Source organism: Polaromonas sp. P1_F9 (genome assembly GCF_056405615.1).
In genome coordinates this window covers 1-2,321 of the sequence record NZ_JBFUBT010000014.1, presented here as the reverse complement: position 1 = coordinate 2,321, position 2,321 = coordinate 1, and the positions used below count along the sequence as shown (strand labels likewise).

Below are 2,321 nucleotides of genomic sequence, written 5' to 3'. Positions count from 1 at the left end.
AGTCTGACCCGAGTTTTCCATCGAATATTGACCCACACTCTTTGTGAGCAGAAGGTGCTCACGATGTGGATAAGTTCTTGGTTTTCTCCTTTTTGGGCTGAGTCTTTGCAGAGCTGTTTTTGAACCGATAGCTGTCGTTTCCAGTCTCAAGGATATGACACCTGTGGGTGAGTCGATCCAGAAGAGCAGTCGTCATTTTTGCATCACCAAAGACACTGGCCCATTCTCCAAAGCTCAAATTGGTCGTAATTACGACACTAGTTCTTTCGTAGAGCTTGGAAAGTAAGTGAAAGAGGAGCGCGCCTCCTGACTCACTGAACGGCAGATAGCCCAGCTCATCCAGAATCACCAGATCCACATACATCAACCGATGAGCGATCTGTCCTGCATTGCCATTGGCCTTCTCAAGCTCCAGAGCGTTGACCAGCTCGATCGTGGAGAGGAACCGGACACGCAAATGGTGATGCTCAATAGCCTGAACCCCTATCGCAGTGGCCAAATGAGTCTTTCCGGTGCCTGGACCACCAACCAGAACGATGTTTTGAGCCTTGTCGAGGAACTCGCATCGATGCAACTGGCGCACCATTGCCTCGTTCACTTCGCTGTGGGCAAAGTCAAAGCCCGCCAGATCCCGGTATGCCGGGAACCTGGCCAACTTCATCTGGTAAGCCATGGACCGCACTTCACGTTCTGCGGTTTCGGCTTTGAGCAACTGGGCAAGGATCGGCTGAGCGGCCTCGAACGCAGGGGCGCCTTGATCCCCCAGCTCGGCTACAGCCTGGGCCATGCCGTGCATTTTGAGTCCCTTTAGAAGGGCCACGATTGAGTTTGAGGCGGAATCACGTGCCATGGCGCAGCTCCTGGTTCTCTTCGATCTCCCGAAGCGAGTCATAGCGCCCGACGTTGGCCTGTGGCTCCCTGGCCAGCTTCAGGGCCTGAGGGGCGATGACCTCAGGAACGGCGGTCTTTCCATCCACCAGGCGGTGCAGCACGTTCAGGATGTGGGTCTTGGTTGGAACCCCAGCATCCAGGGAGGTCTCTATGGCTGCCAGCACCGCTTGCTCGTCATGCTGCAGTACAAGCGCCAGGATTTCGACCATCTCGCGATCTCCGCCGGCCTTCTTGAGCAGCAATGCCTGCAACCGCTTGAAGGCAGCCGGGAATTCGGTGAATGGAGCGCCATTCCTCAAAGCGCCGGGTTTGCGCTGCAGCACAGCCAGGTAGTGGCGCCAGTCATAGATGGTGTGCCCTGTCCCGTCGTGGCGGCGATCGATGATTCTTGTGTGCTCACAGACCACGCGTCCCTCCGCAGCAACGACCAGGCGGTCTGCGTAAACCCTAAGACTTACAGGTCGATTGGCAAATGACGCCGGAACGCTGTACCGGGTACGTTCGTGAGTCACGAGACAGGTCGGTGAGACGCGCTTCGTGTGCTCGACGAACCCATCAAAGGCTGGCGGAGGCGGCATCAGGAAGGGCTTTTCCTGGGCCCACACGTCGGCCACCGTGCCTGGCAGCTTGCCGTGCACGATCTCCTTCCAGAGGGCCTTGCAGCGCATTTCGAGCCACTCATTGAGCTCAACCAAGGTGCCGAAGGCCGGCATGGGTTGCCAGAGGCGGTGGCGGGAGTCACGGACGTTCTTCTCGATCTGGCCCTTCTCCCAGCCGGAGGCCGGATTGCAGAACTCGGCCTCGAAGAGGTAGTGGTTCACCATGGCGTTGAAGCGGGCGTTGACGTCCCGGTCCTTGCCGCTGCGAACCTTGTCCACAGCCGTTTTCATGTTGTCGTAGATGCCGCGCTTTGGAATGCCGCCCAGCACGCCGAAGGCGTGGTTGTGGGCGTCAAAGAGCATCTCGTGCGTCTGCAGCAGGTACGCCCGGACGCTGAAGGCCCGGCTATGGCTGAGCTTGAAGTGCGCCACCTGCAGCTTGGTGCGCTCGCCGGCGATCATCGCCCAGTCCTCGCTCCAGTCGAACTGGAACGCCTCTCCGGGCCCAAATACCAGCGGGATGAACGTGCCGCGGCCGGCAGTTTTAAGTGCCTCTTGGCGCTCCGTGCACCATTTCCGGTAGAACGCCGCCACCCTTCCATACGAGCCGTCGAACCCGAGGGATACCAGATCTGTGTGGATCTGCCTCAAAGTGCGCCGCTGTTTCCGCGATCTTGTTGCCTCGATTCCTAGCCAGGTGGCCAGCTTCTCGGCGTAGGGATCGAGCTTGCTGGAGCTGACCCGCCTTGGGTACTTGGGCTCGCTCTCTTCCGATCGAAGGTGCTTCTTTATTGTGTTGCGAGCCAGGCCTGTACCGAGCCAGGCCTGTAC

2 protein-coding genes are annotated in these 2,321 nt (G+C 58.6%); both read right to left on the bottom strand.

What is annotated here, in order from left to right; translation table 11 throughout:
• Positions 1 to 58: 58 nt before the first annotated feature.
• Entirely contained in the window at positions 59 to 850 is a 792-nt protein-coding gene (gene istB, locus AC1DYR_RS22235) for an IS21-like element helper ATPase IstB (protein WP_477706986.1), read from the bottom strand.
• Positions 840 to 2,321 (bottom strand): IS21 family transposase (gene istA, locus AC1DYR_RS22230; protein WP_477706985.1); only part of this gene is annotated, 1,482 nt, incomplete at its 5' end. The genes istA and istB, both read right to left, overlap by 11 nt.

Excerpts from the sequence above, each read along its gene's own strand:
- istB (WP_477706986.1), bottom strand. The coding sequence starts at position 850 with ATGGCACGTGATTCCGCCTCAAACTCAATCGTGGCCCTTCTAAAGGGA.